General features: G+C 64.6%; 14 protein-coding genes and 1 pseudogene. 8 read left to right on the top strand and 7 right to left on the bottom strand.

From position 1 onward, the window contains the following. Positions 1-111: 111 nt before the first annotated feature. The 5 genes from LJ362_RS14800 to LJ362_RS14820 all read left to right on the top strand — a co-directional run bounded on the left by LJ362_RS14800 (position 112) and on the right by LJ362_RS14820 (position 4,921). The gene (locus LJ362_RS14800; protein ID WP_264799788.1) at positions 112-1,830 is read left to right on the top strand and encodes a carbon starvation protein A; all 1,719 of its coding nucleotides are present in this window, start codon (positions 112-114) and stop codon (positions 1,828-1,830) included. A gap of 66 nt (positions 1,831-1,896) precedes the next feature. Beyond that, positions 1,897-2,901, top strand: coding sequence for an NAD(P)H-quinone oxidoreductase (locus LJ362_RS14805; protein ID WP_264799789.1), 1,005 nt, complete (start codon positions 1,897-1,899; stop codon positions 2,899-2,901). A gap of 3 nt (positions 2,902-2,904) precedes the next feature. Beyond that, positions 2,905-3,510, top strand: a complete 606-nt coding sequence (locus LJ362_RS14810; protein WP_264799790.1) for a bacterial proteasome activator family protein — start codon at positions 2,905-2,907, stop codon at positions 3,508-3,510. After that, complete coding sequence (locus LJ362_RS14815) at positions 3,507-4,076, top strand: hypothetical protein (protein ID WP_264799791.1); 570 nt, start codon at positions 3,507-3,509, stop codon at positions 4,074-4,076. Before LJ362_RS14810 ends, LJ362_RS14815 begins: the two co-directional genes overlap by 4 nt. Beyond that, on the top strand, positions 4,073-4,921 hold the full coding sequence (locus tag LJ362_RS14820) for an HAD family hydrolase (protein ID WP_264799792.1): 849 nt from the start codon (positions 4,073-4,075) through the stop codon (positions 4,919-4,921). Before LJ362_RS14815 ends, LJ362_RS14820 begins: the two co-directional genes overlap by 4 nt. Before the next feature lie 62 nt (positions 4,922-4,983). Here LJ362_RS14820 and LJ362_RS14825 read toward each other — a convergent pair whose 3' ends face one another. Both LJ362_RS14825 and serS read right to left on the bottom strand, forming a co-directional pair. Continuing rightward, the gene (locus tag LJ362_RS14825) at positions 4,984-5,844 is read right to left on the bottom strand and encodes an HAD family hydrolase (RefSeq protein ID WP_264799793.1); all 861 of its coding nucleotides are present in this window, start codon (positions 5,842-5,844) and stop codon (positions 4,984-4,986) included. A gap of 111 nt (positions 5,845-5,955) precedes the next feature. Next, positions 5,956-7,236 carry a serine--tRNA ligase gene (gene serS / locus LJ362_RS14830; RefSeq protein ID WP_264799794.1) on the bottom strand — a complete coding sequence of 427 codons (1,281 nt, stop codon included), beginning with the start codon at positions 7,234-7,236 and terminating at the stop codon, positions 5,956-5,958. Positions 7,237-7,317: 81 nt separating this feature from the next. Between serS and LJ362_RS14835 the strand changes: the two genes are divergently transcribed. The 3 genes from LJ362_RS14835 to LJ362_RS14845 all read left to right on the top strand — a co-directional run bounded on the left by LJ362_RS14835 (position 7,318) and on the right by LJ362_RS14845 (position 12,079). Then, the gene (locus tag LJ362_RS14835; RefSeq protein ID WP_264799795.1) at positions 7,318-8,433 is read left to right on the top strand and encodes a diacylglycerol/lipid kinase family protein; all 1,116 of its coding nucleotides are present in this window, start codon (positions 7,318-7,320) and stop codon (positions 8,431-8,433) included. 222 nt (positions 8,434-8,655) lie between these two features. Further along, complete coding sequence (locus LJ362_RS14840) at positions 8,656-10,524, top strand: hypothetical protein (protein WP_264799796.1); 1,869 nt, start codon at positions 8,656-8,658, stop codon at positions 10,522-10,524. Positions 10,525-10,765: 241 nt separating this feature from the next. Continuing rightward, a complete protein-coding gene (locus tag LJ362_RS14845) occupies positions 10,766-12,079 on the top strand; it encodes a lipoprotein 17-related variable surface protein (RefSeq protein ID WP_264799797.1) in 1,314 nt (437 codons plus the stop codon). A gap of 125 nt (positions 12,080-12,204) precedes the next feature. Here LJ362_RS14845 and LJ362_RS14850 read toward each other — a convergent pair whose 3' ends face one another. The 5 genes and pseudogenes from LJ362_RS14850 to dnaK form a co-directional block, all read right to left on the bottom strand. Beyond that, positions 12,205-13,077 carry a DUF1206 domain-containing protein gene (locus tag LJ362_RS14850; protein WP_264799798.1) on the bottom strand — a complete coding sequence of 291 codons (873 nt, stop codon included), beginning with the start codon at positions 13,075-13,077 and terminating at the stop codon, positions 12,205-12,207. Between the two features lie 149 nt (positions 13,078-13,226). Further along, positions 13,227-13,643: a heat shock protein transcriptional repressor HspR gene (locus LJ362_RS14855; protein WP_280512731.1), complete on the bottom strand. Its 417-nt coding sequence runs from the start codon at positions 13,641-13,643 to the stop codon at positions 13,227-13,229. Positions 13,644-13,681: 38 nt separating this feature from the next. Then, positions 13,682-14,697 (bottom strand): annotated as a pseudogene (locus LJ362_RS14860) (DnaJ C-terminal domain-containing protein). A 181-nt stretch (positions 14,698-14,878) separates the two neighbouring features. Beyond that, on the bottom strand, positions 14,879-15,553 hold the full coding sequence (locus tag LJ362_RS14865) for a nucleotide exchange factor GrpE (protein ID WP_139467937.1): 675 nt from the start codon (positions 15,551-15,553) through the stop codon (positions 14,879-14,881). Continuing rightward, positions 15,553-17,415 (bottom strand): molecular chaperone DnaK, encoded by a 1,863-nt coding sequence (dnaK, locus tag LJ362_RS14870; protein ID WP_062241054.1) that lies wholly within the window; start codon positions 17,413-17,415, stop codon positions 15,553-15,555. The genes LJ362_RS14865 and dnaK overlap by 1 nt, the downstream gene beginning before the upstream one ends. Positions 17,416-17,448 lie beyond the last annotated feature (33 nt).

A 17,448-nucleotide genomic window follows, 5' to 3' on the forward strand; every position in this document is an offset into this window, starting at 1 on the left:
GGCCGACGGCTTGTTAGGATTCTACTAAGAACCGTCCCCTGACCGGGTCACAACTCGCCTGCAGAAGGGCGAGGACGCTGATGTCGCCCAGTCTCCGAAAGGAATTCAACGATGAGTCCCGTTCTGCTTCTCCTGCTGGGAATCGCGATCTTCGCATTCGGATACCTGTTCTACTCGAAGTTCCTGTCGAAACGGATCTACCGGCTCGACAGCCGATTCACAACGCCGGCGCACGAGCTGCGCGACAACGTCGACTACGTCCCCACCAACAGATTCGTCCTCTGGGGCCACCACTTCACCTCCGTGGCAGGAGCCGCTCCCATCGTGGGGCCCGCCATCGCAATGATCTGGGGATGGCTGCCCGCATTCCTCTGGGTCACGATCGGCACGGTCTTCTTCGCGGGAATGCACGACCTCGGCTCCCTATGGGCCTCGACGAGGAACAGGGGACAGACCATTGCGGCGCTGTCGGCTCGCTACATCGGCAGACGCGGAGCTGCGCTCTTCCTCCTGGTCATCTTCATTCTCGGGTTCATGGTCATCGCCGCGTTCTCCGTGGTCATCACCGACCTGCTCGTGGCCCTGCCCTCTGCAGTGATCCCTTCCTGGGGTGCCATCGGCGTGGCGCTGCTTGTCGGTGTTGCGATCTACAGGCTGCGGTGGCCTCTCATCCCCGTCACGATCGTCGGTGTTGCCGCTCTCTATTCGCTCATCCTCCTCGGCGACCGGTTCCCGGTGTCGATGCCGGACTCTTTCCTCGGCCTCGAACCTACGGCCCTGTGGATCATCGTCCTGCTCGTCTACTGCGGAATCGCTTCCGTCCTGCCGGTCTGGGTGCTGCTGCAGCCTCGCGACTACATCAACGGCGTCCAGCTCTTCATCGCCCTCATCCTCCTCTACGGTGCCGTCATCACCTCGGCGCTCTTCGGCACAGGACACGGACTGGTCGCTCCCGCCATCAACACCGATCTGCCCGCGGGCACGCCGAGCATCCTCCCCCTTCTCTTCGTCACGATCGCCTGCGGAGCCATCTCGGGTTTCCATGGGGTCATCGCATCCGGGACCACCGCCAAACAGCTCAACACGGAGACCGATGCACGATTCGTCGGATACTTCGGCGCTGTCGGAGAGGGAATGCTGGCGCTGGGAGCCATTCTCGCGATCGCCGGCGGCTACCGCACAGTCGCCGACTGGGAAGAGATCTACGGCAAGTTCGGCGATGCCGGGGTCCAATCGTTCGTCGAAGGAGGCGGCATGCTGCTCGAGACCGGGATCGGACTGCCCGCAGGGTTGAGCGCCACCGTCCTGGCGACGATGGCGGTGCTGTTCGCCGCGACCACGCTCGATTCGGTGGTCCGACTGATGCGTTACGTCGTCCAAGAGATCGGCGGAAACATGAACATCCGACTGCCGAAGGTCCCCGCCACTGTCGTGGTGCTCGTCCTCGGCGGCGGTCTGACCTTCTCGCAGGGAATGGGCGGAGAGGGCGGCATGCGCATCTGGCCGCTGTTCGGCACCACCAATCAGCTGCTGGCCGCGCTCACGCTGATCATCATCGCCGTCGTCCTCATCCGCAAGCGCCGCAATCCCTGGCCCGCTCTGATCCCGCTGGCGTTCGTCTTCGTCCTCTCGTTCTGGGCGGCGATCGAACAGCTCGTCTCGTTCGCCGACCCGGCCGGCCCGGACTGGCTGCTTCTGGCCATCGACATCGTCATCATCGGCTCGAGCGTCCTCGTCTCGATCGAAGGAATCGCGGCGATGCGTCGCGCGGCGAAGGACCCGCCGGAGTCCGACAGCGCCGACGCAGAACTCGCCGGGCAGCAGCGATGAGCACGAACGGCTCCCGCGCCCCGGCGCCCCCTGCCCTCTCGCGCGCCCAGCTACTAGAGTGGACGCATGCGCGCTATCACGATCTCCTCCCCCGGTGACCCCGAGGTCCTGCAGGTCACCGACGAACCGACTCCCGACATCGCCGCCGATGAGGTCCTCGTCCGCGTCCATGCCGCCGGCGTCAATCGAGCCGACCTGCTGCAGCGACGGGGATTCTACGATCCCCCGCCCGGGGCCACCGAGATTCCCGGACTCGAGGTCTCCGGCACGATCGAGAGGCTCGGCGCCGACGTCACCGGCTGGTCCGTCGGCGACCGGGTGGCGGCTCTGCTCTCAGGCGGCGGATACGCCGAGTACGTTCCCGTTCCCGCAGGTCAGCTGCTTCCCGTTCCCGATGACTTCGACCTCACCGAGGCGGCCGCCCTGCCCGAGGTGCTGTCGACCGTCTGGTCGAACATCGTCGGCCGCGGGCAGGTGCAGGCCGGCGAATGGCTGCTCGTCCACGGCGGCGGGTCCGGCATCGGCACGGCCGCCATCCAGATCGCGCGCCACCTCGGCGTGAAGATCGTCGTGACCGTCGGCTCCGAGAAGAAGGCCGAATTCTGCCGCGAACTCGGTGCCGACGCCGTCATCAACTACCGCGAAGAGGACTTCGTCGACCGCGTCCGCGAGATCTGCACCCACGACGACGGGTCGACCGGCGCCGATGTCATCCTCGACATCATCGGCGCGAAGTACCTCGAGCGCAATATCAAGGCTCTGGGCACCGACGGCCGCCTCGTCATCATCGGCATGCAGGGCGGAACGAAGACCGAGATCAACCTCGGCTGGCTCATGCAGCCGCGCAAGTCAGTCTCCGCCACGACTCTGCGGGCGCGGCCGAAGGACCAGAAGATCGCCATCGTCGCCGAGGTAGCCGAGCAGCTGTGGCCGGCCGTGATCTCAGGAGACATCCGCCCCATCATCCATGAAGCTATGCCGTTGACCGACGTCGTCCGTGCCCATCAGACGCTCGAGGACGGGACGAACATCGGCAAGGTTCTGCTCATCGTCGATGAGGAAGGTGCATGACCAATGACTGAGAATCCCGTGTCCGCGGACGGCGTCCAGAGCGGCTCGGACGCGACGGGCACCGCGGATGCTGCGAACACACACGAGGCGGAGAACGCGAACGGTGTGTCGAACGCCGACGGAGTGCAGGCCGGCCTCGCCAAGCCGCAGCACGATCAGGCGGATGTCTCGTCACCGGCGAAGGTGATGCGCATCGGCACCATGGTCAAGCAGCTGCTCGACGAAGTCCGCGGCACCGAGCTCGATGAGAAGGGACGCGAACGTCTCGCCGAGATCCACCGTCGGTCCATCGACGAACTCGAAGAGGGCCTGTCGAAGGATCTCATCGAGGAGCTCGAACGCCTCGACCTGCCCTTCGACTCGGCCGACGGTCCCCCGACGACCTCGGAGCTGCGGATCGCCCAGGCCCAGCTCGTCGGCTGGCTCGAGGGTCTCTTCCACGGCATCCAGACCGCGATCATGGCCCAGCAGGCTATGGCCCAGCAGATGGCCGGTCGCGGCCAACTGCCTCCGGGAATGGTGCCGCCCGGAATGACGCCGGCTGACGGGCAGCCCGGCGAGAAGACGAAGTCGGACCGCGACGATCGCGGCACCGGCAACTATCTGTGAAGCGCTTCTTCTCCGGTCTGCGCAAGAAGGCGACGACCGCGGTCAAGGACGATGACCGGTTCGGCACCGGTCTGTGGCGCCATAACCGCGACCGCTTCATCCGCGCCGTCGACCGGTACTACACCACCGCGGTGGCCCTCCACGAAGCACGGGACTCCGGTGACAGCACCACCTCGTCAGCCGCCTCGGCGGGATCAACCGACGGCGAGGCCACGGCCGCCTCGGCGAAGGATCCGATCGACGCCATCGTCGACGGCACCCACCGGCTCAACGCACTCGTCGACGTCGTCGACGACCTCACCGCGACCCTGCACACCCGCCATCCCGTCACCGGCCAGGTGGTGCCGGGACCCGTTCGGCAGGCCGTCGGCGACGCACCGGAGCTGCTGACGAAGGCCTCGTCGAAGGTCGGCGAAGCAGTGCTCGCGGCGTCGATGGCACGGTCGGACGGGCCATCGGGACGGTCGATCGATTCGAGTGCGGAGGCCACGGTTCGGTTCATCACGGATGCCGAGGAGCTGCTGGGGCGGGCGCGGGAGATTCTCGCTAGGGTGGAGGCATCATGAGACCTCCCATCAGCCCCGATATCCTGCCGCCGGATGACTTTGACCTCGGCCTCGTCGCCAGCGATATCGACGGCACTCTGCTGCTGAACTGGAAGCCGATATCGACGGCCACGATCGATGCGATCCACCGTTGCCAGGATGCGGGAATCCCCTTCGTCCTCGTCACAGGGCGGCCGATGCGGTGGTTGGCGCCGATCGCCGAGCAGATCCCCGATCTCGGTCGGGTGGTGTGCGTCAACGGTGCGGTCGTCTACGACATCGCCTCCCAGTCCATCGTCGACGCCCACACCATCGACGCACAGACGCTGGCGGAGATCACCGCGGCGGTCCGCGTCGATCATCCCGAGGCTCGGTTCGCCTACGAGACTCTCAACGGCGGTTTCATCGACCGGGAGTTCGTCACCGGCCGACCGCGTGAGGCCCGGATCATCGACGATGTCTCCGAACTCGCCGGAGAGGACGTCGTCAAGGTGCTCGTGCGTCTGGAGACGAACGATTCGCAGGCGATGCACGACCTCATCGATCCGCTCGTCGACGGCACATGTCATGCCTCGTTCTCCGAGCCGGACAACGGGCTCGTCGAACTGGCACCGCATGGAATCACGAAGGCGAAGACTCTGTCGGATCTGTGCGACCTCCTCGGAGTGGCGCGGGCGCAGGTGATGGCGTTCGGAGATATGCCCAATGACATCGAGATGCTGTCGTGGGCCGGGCACGGAGTCGCGATGGGCAATGCACTGGGTTCGGTCAAGGCGATCGCCGCGGCAGTCACCGACGAAGTCGACGACGACGGAGTCGCCCGCTACCTCGACGCCGTCTTAGACTCCCGCCCCAACGACTCCTAATTACTACGTGACGGCGGCCCAGCAACCTCGCGCGAGGTTGCTGGGCCGCCGTCAGGTAGTAATTAGGGGCGGGTGTTCGTGGTGCCCTCTGCTTCGAGGAGTGCGGTGTCCATGCCGAAGTAGTCGACCAGAGCCACGGCGAGGCCGTCGTCGTCGATCGAGTCGGTGACCACGCTCGCGAGCACCTTGAGCTCGTCCTTCGACTGGCCCATGACGATTCCGTGTTCGACCCATTCGATCATCTCGAGGTCGTTGAGTCCGTCTCCGGCTCCCACGGTGTGGGCGTGCTTGACTCCGAGTTCCTCGGCCACGATCTCCAGACCGCTGGCCTTCGAGACCCCGTCCGGGGCGATGTCGAGCCAGTTGCTCCAGCCCACCGAATAGCTGACCTCATGCAGTCCGAGCGAGTCCACGGCGGCAGCGAACTCCTCGGCGGTGCCGTTGACCTCGCGCATGACGATGCGGGTGGCCCGCTTGGTCAGCAGTTCATCGAAGTCGACGATGTCGAGGGTGTCGGACTCGGCGAGTTCGCCGACCGGGAACGCCCCGGACGCCCATCGGTGCAGGTCCGGATCCTCGACGAGGAACAGCGCCGTCGGCAGCGCCGCGTGCATCTGCTCGAGCGCATCTTTCGGGTCGAAGGACACGACATGGTGCAGCTCCCACCCCAACGGCAGCTCCGGGTCGAGGCGGGCGACGACGGATCCGTTCGAGCACACGATGAAGCCGTGCTTGAGGTCGAGCGCATGGACGACCTCAAGCGCGCCCGGCAGGGCACGGCCGGTGGAGATCACAAGGTGGTGCCCCTCCTCGGCGAGCCGATCGAGCACCTGCTTCACCGACTCCGACAGGGTTCCGTCGTAGCCGACGATCGTGCCGTCGACATCGAGTGCGATGAGGTGCGGGGTCAATGTGTCTCCCAACGTATGCGTATATCTTCTTGTCGTCGTTCTTCCCGGCGCCGAGGCGACCGAACCCAACCGAGTCCCGCCGAGTTCCGCAGCACGGTCAGTGCCCCGCGTCCCGGCACAGGCTCAGTAGCGCGGTCCTTCCGGTCCCTGTGCGGTCATCCCGCCGAGGTAGGGCCGCAGTGCTTCGGGCACCGTGACCGAGCCGTCCGCCTGCTGATGGTTCTCGAGGATCGGCACCAGCCAGCGGGTGTTGGCCATGGTTCCGTTGAGGGTGGCGACGGGGCGGGTCGATCCGTCGCGGCGTTCGCGGATCTGCAGGCGACGGGCCTGGAACGTCGTGCAGTTCGACGTCGAGGTCAGCTCGCGGTAGGTGCCCTGAGTCGGCACCCAGGCTTCGCAGTCGAACTTGCGGGCGGCCGAATCACCGAGGTCGCCGGCAGCGGTATCGATGACCCGGTAGGGCAGCTCGCACAGTCCGAGCATCTTCTCCTGCAGGGACAGCATCCGCTCGTGTTCTGCTTCGGCGTCCTCGACCGGGACGTAGGCGAACATCTCGACCTTCTGGAACTGGTGGACGCGGATGATTCCGCGGGTGTCCTTGCCGTAGGAGCCGGCCTCGCGACGGTAGCAGGAGGAGATGCCAGCGTAGCGCAGCGGGCCGTCGGAGAGGTCGATGATCTCGTCCATGTGGTATCCGGCCAGGGGCACCTCGGAGGTGCCGACGAGGAACAGGTCGTCGGCTTCGAGACGGTACACCTCATCGGCGTGCTCACCGAGGAACCCGGTGCCGCGCATGACCTCGGGACGAACGAGGGTCGGGGTGATGGTCGGGCTGAACCCGGCCTCCTCGGCGACGTCGCGGGCGAGGTTGAGCAGAGCCATCTCCAGCTTCGCGCCGAAACCGGTGAGGTAGTGGAAACGCGATCCGGAGACTTTCGTTCCCCGCTGCGTGTCGATGGCCTTCAGCTTCTCGCCGATCTCGAGGTGATCGAGCGGTTCGAAGCCGTCAGGGGTGAAGTCGCGGGGCTCGCCGACGGTCTTGAGCGTCACGAAGTTCTCTTCGCCGCCGGCAGGGATGCCGTCGATGATGAGGTTCGGGACCTTCGACACGAGCTGGTCGAAGGCGAAAGTGGCTTCTTCGGACTCGGCCGACAGTGACTTCACTGCCTCGGACTTCGCCTTGCCCTCGGCGATGAGCGCCGGCTTGTCCTCCTTCGACGCCTTCGCGATCTGGGAGGAGAACGACTTCTGATCCGCACGAGCGTCTTCGAAGGCGGTGATGGCCGCACGACGAGCGGAATCGGCGGCGATGACTTCGTCGATGAGCTCGACGGATGCCCCGCGAGCCTCCTGCGATGCCTTGAACAGGGCCGGGTTGTCTCTGAGAAGCGCTAGATCGATCACCCTCTCAGCTTAACGGGCCGGGCGTGTTTTCGACATTCGGCACTCAGCCTGCGCACTACTTCGACGCGGTAGATTTGGGACATGATCATCGAGTTGGACCCCCTGATGACCTGGGTCATCGTCATCGGTGCCCTCGCCGTGCTCGTGGCCGCGTTCCTCACCGGCCGCCGCTACGGCGTGCGACGCACGCTCAATACGATGAGACGCTACGCCCACCCGCCGAACCTCTCCGACGAGGCGGTCGATGATGCGGCCCGATACCGTGCCGCGCTCATTGTCAACCCCACGAAGACCGATGTGCACAAATTGGCTGCCACCGCCGAGGCGATCTGTCGTTACGAGGGGTGGAACCCTCCCCTCGTGCTCGAGACCACGCCCAACGATTCCGGCGAAGGTGCCACGGCCCGTGCCCTCGACGACGGGGTCGACGTCGTCATCGCCGCTGGTGGGGACGGCACCATCCGCGCGGTCGCCTCGGCGCTGGCAGGAACCTCCACCCCGCTGGGGATCGTGCCGTTGGGAACCGGGAATCTGCTCGCCCGCAATATCGATCTCGTCCTCGACAAGACGGAGTGGGCCCTGCGGATCGCTCTGTGGGGACGCAACCGGGAGATCGACGTGGGGACGGCGAAGATCGCCCCCGACGGCGATACCCATGTCTTCACCGTGATGACCGGACTCGGCTTCGATGCTGCGGTCATGGCCGATACCAACGACGATCTCAAGGCCCGCCTCGGATGGCTCGCCTACGTCGAAGCGGGATCACGGAAGCTCACCGGCAAACCCAGTCATGTCAAGGTCACGTTCGACGACGAATATCGGATCTCGGCCAGGGTGCGTTCGGTGCTCGGCGGCAACTGCGGCCGATTGCAGGGAGGCATCCAGCTGCTGCCGCAGGCGGTCATCGACGACGGCATGCTCGACGTGCTCATCGTCAGCCCGAAGAACCTCGGTCAGTGGCTCGGCGTGCTTGCATCGATCGCCGGCCGTCGGGCCTCGCGCGGGCTGCACACGAACATCCGGAAGTGCCGAAAGGTCGTCATCGAAGCCGGTGACGAGGTCGATATCCAGATCGACGGAGACCCGCTGGGTCAGTCGTCCTATCTCGAGATGGAGGTCGACCCCTCCGCCCTGACCGTCCGCGTGCCCACCGTCGAACAGCGCAAGCAGATCCGCGCCGAGGCGTGGCCGGTCTAGTTCGGAACCGCTGAATTCGAGCGGCCGACGCCTCCTTTCGCCGAGGAGGCACTGACGCTCATGCTTTTACCGCCGAGTAGGTCACGAAACGGTTAAAGGAATTCACCTAAGTGTTACCGCTTTTAAACCTGAACAAAACGTACAGAAATAGTTTGGAAAACCCTTAGAACCTAGGATGAGTGCCGTATCACACCCCTCGCCACAGAGATTGAAGGCACTCCAATGAAGAAGATCATCCTCGCGCCGGCAGTCGCGCTCGCGTTCACCGGTCTTGTCGCAAGCCCGGTCGCTGCCGCGGAATCGACGTCCGCCCAGTCGGCCTCCGCACAGAAGGCCGAGCAGAAGAAGGTTGAAGCCGAAAAGGCCGAAGCCAAGAAGAAGGAAGAGGCCAAGAAGGCCGCGGCTGAGAAGGCTGAAGCCGAGGAGAAGGCAGCCGCAGAGAAGGCGGCAGCCGAGAAGAAGGCCAAGGAAAAGGCCGAGGCTGCCAAGAAGGCCGCTGAGAAGAAGAAGGGCGAGGCAAAGAAGCCTCCGAAGAAGGTCGAGCCGAAGCCCGCTCCTGCCCCCAAGGACGAGGATAAGGACGCCAAGGACGATAAGTCCGAGGACGAGGCCAACCCGATCAACGCCTCGGTGCAGGTGACCTCGGGTGAAGTCACCGCCGCGGAGCTCCACGAGGACGGCGTGACCGTCAAGGTCACCGGCCTGGAGAAGGGCGACAAGGTCGCCGCCAAGTCCGGCCTGACCGGCCCGGCCGTCACCGCTCAGGGTTCGACCGCGACGATGAAGCTGCGTTCCGCCTCTGAGGTCTCGCAGGAGTCGGTTTCCTTCGCAGTCCAGGTAGAGCGGGAAGACGCCGACACCAAGACCCTCACCGGCGCCGCCGAGGTCGATGCTCAGGCAGAGCCCGAACCGACGGTCTCGCTCAACACCACCGAGATCTCGCAGAGCGATTTCGACGAGAACGGCATCGAGGTCACCGGTGAGGGCTTCACCCCGAACAGCAAGGTCACCGTCGTCGGCGGCAACGCAACGTCGCCCTTCGCGACCCAGGAAGTCGAAGCCAACGCCGACGGCGAGATCTCCGCAACCCTGAAGTTCGAGGGCGACGAAGCACTTCCGGCCGGCGATTACTCCGTCTGGGGCGTCGACCAGGAGTCCGAAACCAACTCCCCGGCTCAGGACCTCACCATCACCGAAGACGACGCTGTCGATCCGATCGATGCCTCACTGAAGGTCGAACCCAAGGAGATCACCGCCGAGGATCTCGCCAACAGGGACAAGGGCTTGACGGTCACTGTCTCCGGCGTGAAGAAGGGCGACAAGATCAAGGACTCGCTCACCGGCGAGACTGAGACCGCAGAAGCTGACGGCGACTACGAGCTCCACCTCTGGTACGAGGGCGACCCCGCGAACCTCGAGGTCGGCGAGGTGCCATTCACTGTCACCATCGACCGCGAAGGCACCGAGTCGGAGACCCTCAACGGCACCATCAACGTTGTCGGCGAAGACGACGGGGACGACGGCAACGAAGACGGCAATGACGACGGCAAGGATGACAGCGACGACGGAGACGATGGCGAGACCGAAGCTCCAGCCGAGGCTTCCTTCACGGTTTCGCCGAAGACGATCGAGGCGGCGGACTTCGCCAATGAGAAGAAGGGCGTCACCCTCGCCGTCGAGAACTGCGAGCCCGGCGCCGATGTCCACTTCGAAGTCAACCCGAAGGGCATCAACGTCACGGCCTACGAGAACACCGTCACGGCTGACGACGAAGGCAATGCCTCGGTCAACGTCTTCGGCACCTCATCGGATGTCTCCGCCTATGTCGGTGCTTACACCGCAACCGCGACCTGCGGCGATGACACCATGAAGGACTCCTTCACGGTCACCGAAGGTGCCAACGGCGGCGGCTCCGGAGGCGGCGACAACGGAAATGCCGGCAACGGTGGAGACGACGGCAGCCAGCTGCCTCGCACCGGTGCCGACCTCGGCGGGCTGACGACGGGAGCCCTGCTTCTCCTCGTCGGTGGTGCAGCGATCGCACTGACCGGCCGCAAGAACAAATTCGGACAGACTCCTACGAGCTTCTGATCCGAGCCAGGCGGACAGCCTGGATCGATTCGGAGGGGCGGCTCAGCACACGCTGAGCCGCCCCTTCGTCTGTTCTGCCGTCTGAGACGAATCGGTGCTCCCAGGTGAATGGACAATGAACTCTGCGACGGGGCCGAAGTCAGTGCTGAACAAAACGAACACAACTATGCGTGTGGTGAATGTTGCATTACTGTTACATTCGTAATACTTCACACCCAGCTGTAATTTTCTAAGGAAATACATGAAGAAGCTCGCCCTCGCACCCGCGGTGGCCATCGCCATCACCGGCCTGGCTGCATCCCCAGTCATCGCTGCTCCAAGCTCGGACAGCTACGCGCACACTGTCGTCAAGAACTCCGGCGATGCCCAGGAGAGCACTCCGTCTGAAGCACAGGCTATCGAGGCGAAGGTGACGACCTCCCCCAAGGAAATCACCGCCGAAGATCTCGCCAACAAGGAAGAGGGAATCGTCGTCACGATCACCGGCCTTGAAGCCGGAGACAAGATCTCGGATTCGCTCACCGGCGAAGCTGGAACTGCTGAGGGCGATACCTTCGAATACAACATCTACTCCACTCAGCCCGCCGAGGACATCTCGAACGGTACGGTCGATTTCTCCGTCACGATCACTCGCGATGGCGAGGAGCGCACCTATGACGGGCTGAGCTTCTCCGTCGTCGACGACACAGACGAGCCCGAGGCTCCCGAGGTCGACCCGAAGGTCTCGCTCAACGCCGACAAGTTCACGGAGAGCGAGTTTGCGGAGAACGGTGTCAAGGTCACCGGTGAAGGATTCGCTCCGGATGCCGCAATCAACGTCGTCGGTGGAAACGCACAGTCGCCCTTCGCCACCAAGCAAATCACGACTGACGACGAAGGAAAGTTCTCCACAACACTGAAGTTCGAAGGCGATGGCGACCTCCCCGCCGGCGACTACTCAGTCTGGGCATTCGACCCCGAAGCCGAGACCAGGTCCCCGGCTCAGGACTTCACCATCACCGAAGACGAGACCGAAGAGCCATCCGCTCCGGTCGAAGAAGCCAAGCTGACCGTCTCCCCCGAGTCGATCACGCCTGCTGACTTCGTCCAGGAAGACAAGGGCGTCACCCTCGCCGTCGAGAGCTGCGAACCCGGTGAAGACGTCCGCTTCCTCGTCAACCCCAAGGGCGAGTCGAGCGTCACCGCCTTCGACAAGACCGTCCAGGCTGACGACGAGGGCAAGGCCAACGTCAACGTCTACGGCACCAGCGCTTCCAACGCCTCGGCTTACGTCGGCGATTACGACGTCACCGTCACCTGCGGCGATGACGAACTGACCGGTGACTTCTCGGTCGAGGAAGACCCCAACGCTGGTGGCGGCGACGGCAATGAAGACGGCAACGGCGGAAGCGAAGATGGCGACAACGGAGATGCCGGCAACGGGGGCGACCTGCCCCGCACCGGTACCGAGCTGACCGGCCTCGTCGGCGGCGCCGGCCTCCTCCTCATCGGTGGGGTCGCGGTCGCCATGACCATGCGTCGCAAGAAGGTCGCCCAGGATCCCGCAGAGATCTGAGAGCGACTGACCTGAGAGCGTGCTGGCTCGACTGAGCTGGGCGTGAGTCGAAAAGGGCGCGAACCCAACCGGGTTCGCGCCCTTCTTCTCTGTGCTGCAGCGAAGCAGACGAATCAGAAGACTGCTCAATCCATGCGGTCGTACCTAGAGCGCAGGGCGAGGAAGACTCCGTAGAGGACCAGGCCCAAGCCCACCGCCAACAGCAGGTACGGCCCGAACGGCTGATCGCGCATGCCCTTGAGCGCACCGTCGATACCAGTGAACTCCTCCGGATCACCGGTCGCCGCAGACACCACGATGAGGATGCCCACCGACAGCAGCGTCGCACCTTTGCCCAGATACCCGACAACACCGGTGAACCCGACGAGGAAGCGGGTGAACGCGCTGCGCGGCCGACCAAGTTCATCTTTCCACTTCCGGCGCAGACCATTGATACAGAACACGATGCCGATGAGCGCAATCACGGCGCCGGCAGCCATGAGGATATACAGTCCGCCCGGGGCCTTCGCCACGGTCGTCGAGGCCTGTGAGCTCGCTTTGCCCGAGTCCGATCCTCCGCCGAAGACGAACTGGGAGAAGGTCGCGGCAACCACCACATAGGCAATGGCAGAACCGACCGTCGAGAAGAAGTCGATCCACTGTTTCCTCCCCTGCTTCTCCTCCGGGTCGCGAGTTCCGGCACCGCGCAGCGACGACGCACCGAAGAACGCGTTGACCAAGCACCACAACGCCATCAGCGCACAGCCGAGGAAGCAGATCACGATCAGCACCAGGCCGAAGGGCTGTGAAGCGATCTGTCCGACCGCTCCCGCCTGGTCGGCTTCGCCGCCCTGCCCCAGGCCGATCGTCACGGCCGTCGCACCGAGGATCGCATGGACCAACCCGTTGGCAATGAAGCCCGCGCGGGCCACACGCTCGAACCAGCGGCTGTCCGCGACTTCCTGAGCCGCCGAATCGGCACTGTCGGCGACCTGTCGAACCTTCTCTTTCTCGTTCACAGAGTCAGTGTCGCACAACACGTGTACTTTTCTGCGCCGCAATGAACTGGATTCGTCGAGCAACGCGAAAAGGCGGAGTGCGCACCGAAAGTTCGGTCCGCACTCCGCCTCGACGCTGTTCTCAGCGTCCCAGTCGGGCCTCGTCGGGATCAGCCGCGTCGGTACCGGTTGTACAGCACCAGAGCTCCCGGCTCAGGGCGACCCTGTGGGCGTCGTCCCCTCGAGATCGAGACGACGTCTCCGCCCACGGTTCCGGCCGCGAAGACACGCGCATCGCGTTCCTGCGCCGACCGGCGTGCCCGAACCTCGTCCTCAAGCTCCTCGTTGCGGCTCTTGAGCGCATCGACCTGATTCTGCAGGTCGATGATCTTCTTGATCCCGACGAGGTTGACTCCCTCGTCCTGCGACAGCTGCTGGATCAGTCGCAGCTTGGCGATGTCCTTCCCGGAATAACGCCGGCCCCGGCCCGCAGTGCGTTCCGGAGAGACGAGACCCAGTCGGTCATACTGCCGCAGCGTCTGCGGGTGCATGCCCGCCAGATCCGCGGCCACCGAGATGACATACACCGCCGCACTCGATGAAATGTGCAATGTGATTCACCACCTCAGCTGGCCTTGGCTTTGTCCAGCAAGTCGGCGCGTGGATCCTCACCTTCGGTGGCGGCCTTGAACGACTCGACTGCCTGCTTGGCTTCCTTGGACAGATTCTTCGGCACCACGATCTCGACTGTCGCCAGCAGATCGCCGGAGCCCTTCTTCGTCTTCACACCTTTGCCCCGCACGCGCAGGGTCCGTCCCGAGGGTGTCCCCGGTGCGACCTTGACCTTGACGGGCATTCCGCCCAGGGTCGGCACCTTGACCTCGGCGCCGAGGGCCGCCTCGTCGAAGCTGATCGGCAGTTCCATCCGCAGGTTGTCACCATCGCGGGTGAAGACCGGGTGCGGACTCACGTGCACGGTGAGGATGACATCACCGGGCTCGCCGCCGTTGGGGCTGGTCTTGCCCTTGCCGGCCAGGCGGATCTTCTGCCCGTCCTTGACCCGATCGGGGTGCGCACGGTCAGCGGCTTCCCGCCGGGCATGTTCAGCTTCACCGAGGCGCCGTCGATGGCTTCGGTGAACGACAGCGTCGTGCTCGACTTGATGTCGCCGCCCTTGACCGGAGGCTGGTAGCCGCCGTATCCGCCGCCACCGCCGAAACCTCCACCGAATCCGCCGAGCAGATCCGCCAGGTCCGGGGGAACGTCTCCCCCACCGCCGTAGGTCGTGCGGGTCCGCGTACGTCCGCCGCCTCCGAAGAGGTCGGAGAACACGTCGTCGAATCCGCCGCCGGCAGCCCCGCCGGGTCCACCGGAACCGGCGCTGAACCTGGCGCCGCCGCCCATGGCGCGGACCTGATCGTACTGGGCCCGGGACTCCTTGTCGGAGAGCACCTGGTGGGCCTGGCCGATCTCCTTGAACTTCTCCTCGGCCTTCTCATCACCGGGGTTGGCGTCCGGGTGATACTTGCGCGCGAGCTTGCGATAGGCCTTCTTGATCTCGGCGTCGGAAGCGTCCTTGGAGACGCCGAGGGTTTTGTAGAAGTCCTTGTCGAACCAATCATTCTGAGGTCCGGTATTCACCTGGCACCTCCTTTCCTTCCAATCAATCCTGTCATCAGGGTATTCACTTGTCCTCTCACAATCCGCATCCCCGGGGCGATGCCCCGAAGATCCGGACCGCCGCCGAGGCGGTTCCCCGGCCCCGTACGTCGGTGAACCGGCGTGCGGGGCGGGCGGCCGCCTCGGCGATCGTGGTCGCTGCTCAGTCCTCCGGCTGCTGGACACCGACGCGGGCGGCGCGGATGATGCGCTCCCCGATCCGGTAGCCCGGCTGCATGACCAGGAAGAGCGTCGGATTCTCGACCTCGTCCGAAGGCTGCTGCATGAGCGCCTCGTGGATGTTCGGATCGAACTCGTCGCCGACCTCTCCGTACTGCTCGACGCCGAGCTTGTTCAGCGATTCGACCAGCTTGTTCACGTGGGTCTCGAAAGGCCCGGTGACATCGCCGTTATCGCGAGCGAGCTTGACCTCGTCGAGCACGGGAATCAGGGCCTCGACCACCTTGATCGTGCCGCCGAGTGCCGCACGCTCACGTTCGCGGTCGGCCCGCATCCGGTAGGCCGCATATTCGGCGTTGATGCGCTTGAGGTCGGCCAGGTATCCCGCTGCCTCCGAACCCGGTTCGGGCTCGGCCTCCGGCTCGATGTCCTCGAGACCCGAGGCATCGGACGGGATGTCCACACCGAGGTCGCTGGCATCGGCCGCGGCAGCCTGTTCGGCATTCGGGTCCGCGGTCGGCTCCTCGCCGGCCCCGGCCGAGGCCGACTGGGCGTCGGCCTCGGGACGGACCTCACCGGTGTTCGGATCGACCCGGCGCTTGTCACTGAAGGTGAAGCCTGGCTCCTCGGACGACTTGTCGTTGCCCTCGGCAGTCATTACTTCTTCTCCTCATCCTCTTCGTCGACAACTTCTGCGTCGACGACATCGTCGTCGGCGCTTGCATCGGCTGCGCCCTCACCGGCAGCTTCGGCGCCTTCGGCACCGCCCTGCTGGCTGTAGATGGCTTCGCCGATCTTCTGCTGGTTCTCCACGAGCTTGTCGTAGGCGCTCTTCACGGCGTCGTCGTCTTCACCCTTGAGGGCTTCCTTGACGGCGTCGACGTCGCCCTGCATCTCGGTCTTGAGCTCTTCCGGCAGCTTGTCGGCGTTGTCGGTCAGCAGCTTCTCGGTCTGGTAGGCGAGGTTCTCCGCGTTGTTGCGGACGTCGGCAGCCTCACGGCGCTTCTTGTCCTCTTCAGCGTGCTCCTCGGCCTCGCGGACCATGCGGTCGATGTCTTCCTTCGGCAGTGCGGAACCGCCGGTGATCGTCATCGACTGCTCGGTGCCGGTGCCCTTGTCGGTGGCCGACACGTGGACGATGCCGTTGGCGTCGATGTCGAAGGCGACCTCGATCTGCGGCACACCGCGCGGAGCCGGCGCGATGCCGGTCAGCTCGAAGGTGCCGAGGTTCTTGTTGTCGCGAGTGAACTCACGCTCACCCTGGAATACCTGGATCGACACGGAGGGCTGGTTGTCCTCAGCGGTGGTGAAAGTCTCCGAACGCTTGGTCGGGATCGGAGTGTTGCGCTCGATGAGCTTGGTCATCACGCCGCCCTTGGTCTCGAGTCCGAGCGAGAGCGGGGTGACGTCGATGAGCAGGACGTCCTTGCGCTCACCCACGAGGACACCGGCCTGGACGGCGGCGCCGATGGCGACGACCTCATCGGGGTTGACGCCCTTGTTGGGCTCCTTGCCTCCGGTGAGTTCGGTGACGACGGCGGAGACGCCGGGCATACGGGTCGAACCGCCGACGAGGACGACGTGGTCGATGTCGCTGACGGAGACGCCGGCGTCCTTCATGACTGCGTGGAACGGAGCCTTGGTGCGCTCGAGGAGGTCCTTGGTCAGGTCCTCGAACTTCGCACGGGTGAGGGTCTCATCCAGGTGGATGGGTCCGTTCTCGCTCATCGACAGGTACTGCAGCGAGATGTTCGTGCTGGTGGCCGAGGACAGTTCCTTCTTGGCCTGCTCTGCGGCTTCCTTGAGGCGCTGCAGAGCGGTGGCATCCTTGGTCAGGTCCACGCCGTAGTTGTTCTTGACCTGCTCGACCAGCCAGTCGACGATGCGCTGATCCCAGTCGTCACCGCCGAGGCGGTTGTCACCGGAGGTCGCACGGACCTGAATGGTGGAGAAGTCGTCTTCGTCCTTGCCGACTTCCAGCAGGGAGACGTCGAAGGTACCGCCACCGAGGTCGAAGACGAGGATGAGCTCGTCTTCCTTGCCGCGCTCGAGGCCGTAGGCAAGAGCGGCAGCGGTGGGCTCGTTGATGATGCGCGAGACATTGAGGCCGGCGATCTCACCGGCGTCCTTGGTTGCCTGGCGCTCAGCATCGTTGAAGTATGCGGGAACGGTGATCACCGCGTCGGTGACCTTCTCCTGCAGGTACTCTTCGGCGTCGTGCTTGAGCTTCTGGAGGATGCGTGCCGAAACCTCGGGGGCCGTCATCTTCTTGCCGCCGATCTCGGTGGACCAATCGGTGCCCATGTGGCGCTTGACCGATGCGACTGTGTTCTTGATGTTCGTGACGGCCTGGCGCTTGGCGATCTCACCGACGAGGGAGTCGCCGTTCTTGTTGACTGCGACGACGGACGGGGTTGTGCGACCGCCTTCCGCATTTGCGATGACCTTCGGGTCGCCGCCCTCGAGGACGGTGACGACGGAGTTCGTGGTTCCGAGGTCGATTCCGACTGCACGTGCCATAGTTTTCTCTCCTTACAGATCGTGAGTTCATGC

This window comes from Brevibacterium sp. JSBI002, assembly GCF_026013965.1.
GTDB lineage: Bacteria > Actinomycetota > Actinomycetes > Actinomycetales > Brevibacteriaceae > Brevibacterium.

Bases quoted from the DNA above. Each gene is read 5' to 3' on its own strand.
- LJ362_RS14865 (WP_139467937.1), bottom strand. From the start codon at position 15,553: ATGACTGCCGAGGGCAACGACAAGTCGTCCGAGGAGCCAGGCTTCACC.
- LJ362_RS14810 (WP_264799790.1), top strand. From the start codon at position 2,905: ATGACTGAGAATCCCGTGTCCGCGGACGGCGTCCAGAGCGGCTCGGAC.
- LJ362_RS14805 (WP_264799789.1), top strand. From the start codon at position 1,897: ATGCGCGCTATCACGATCTCCTCCCCCGGTGACCCCGAGGTCCTGCAG.
- LJ362_RS14840 (WP_264799796.1), top strand. From the start codon at position 8,656: ATGAAGAAGATCATCCTCGCGCCGGCAGTCGCGCTCGCGTTCACCGGT.
- LJ362_RS14820 (WP_264799792.1), top strand. From the start codon at position 4,073: ATGAGACCTCCCATCAGCCCCGATATCCTGCCGCCGGATGACTTTGAC.
- LJ362_RS14835 (WP_264799795.1), top strand. From the start codon at position 7,318: ATGATCATCGAGTTGGACCCCCTGATGACCTGGGTCATCGTCATCGGT.
- LJ362_RS14800 (WP_264799788.1), top strand. From the start codon at position 112: ATGAGTCCCGTTCTGCTTCTCCTGCTGGGAATCGCGATCTTCGCATTC.
- dnaK (WP_062241054.1), bottom strand. From the start codon at position 17,415: ATGGCACGTGCAGTCGGAATCGACCTCGGAACCACGAACTCCGTCGTC.
- LJ362_RS14845 (WP_264799797.1), top strand. From the start codon at position 10,766: ATGAAGAAGCTCGCCCTCGCACCCGCGGTGGCCATCGCCATCACCGGC.